Below are 839 nucleotides of genomic sequence, written 5' to 3'. Positions count from 1 at the left end.
GTCATCATGGAACCGACGGGGATGTATCACGAAAGCGCTGCGTTGGCATTAGCCGATGCAGGCCTGGTGGTTTCATTGGTCAACCCAGCTCAACTGCGCGCTTTTGCGCAAGGCCTGGGCATAAAGAACAAGACCGACAAAGAAGATAGTACTGTCCTCGCGCGCTTTGGCGCAGCCCAGAATCCTGTGCCATGGCAGCCGCCATCGCCCTCGGCCCGGCGCCTCAAAGCCCTGTTGACGCGACGCGACGCTGTCGCCGATGATCTTCAGCGCGAGCGAAATCGCCAGGAAGCGAACGACTTCAGTTCAGCTCCCGAGGCGGTAGGCGACTCAATCAGGGAGTCGATCGCTTTCCTGGAAGCCGAACTCAAGCGCCTGGAAAAGATGATCGCCAAGCACATCAATGACGATCCGGATCTGCGTAACAAAAAGAAGCTGCTCGAAACAATCCCAGGCGTCGGACCACGTGTGGCGACTCATATGACGACGTTATTTGCTGGCCGAACGTTTGAGCGCGCCGAGCAGCTGGCGGCTTATCTCGGCCTGGTGCCGGTCATGTGGGAGTCTGGATCCTCAGTACGTAACCGGCCGCACATGTCCAAGGCGGGCCCTGCGTACCTGCGTAAGGTTCTGTACTTGCCTGCTGTCGGCGCCAGGCGCTGGAACCCTCACATCAAGGCTTTGAACGACAGATTGCTCGCCAAAGGCAAATCCAAAATGGCAGCCATCGGTGCAGCCATGCCCAAGCTGGCGCACCTGTGCTTCGGCGTCGTCCATTCCGGTAAGCCCTACGATCCAAAATTTGCGATGTAGGGCTTGACGGTCAAGACGGTATCTAC

At 58.2% G+C, this 839-nt stretch carries 1 protein-coding gene; it reads left to right on the top strand.

Annotated elements, in window-relative coordinates:
* Window positions 1–813 (top strand): IS110 family RNA-guided transposase (locus tag IFT60_RS26165; RefSeq protein WP_192057022.1); only part of this gene is annotated, 813 nt, incomplete at its 5' end.
* Window positions 814–839: the final 26 nt, after the last annotated feature.

The organism is Massilia sp. CFBP 13721, from assembly GCF_014842025.1.
Lineage (GTDB): Bacteria > Pseudomonadota > Gammaproteobacteria > Burkholderiales > Burkholderiaceae_D > Telluria.
Note: the sequence above shows the minus strand (reverse complement) of the source record. Positions and strands in the feature narration are given on the sequence as shown.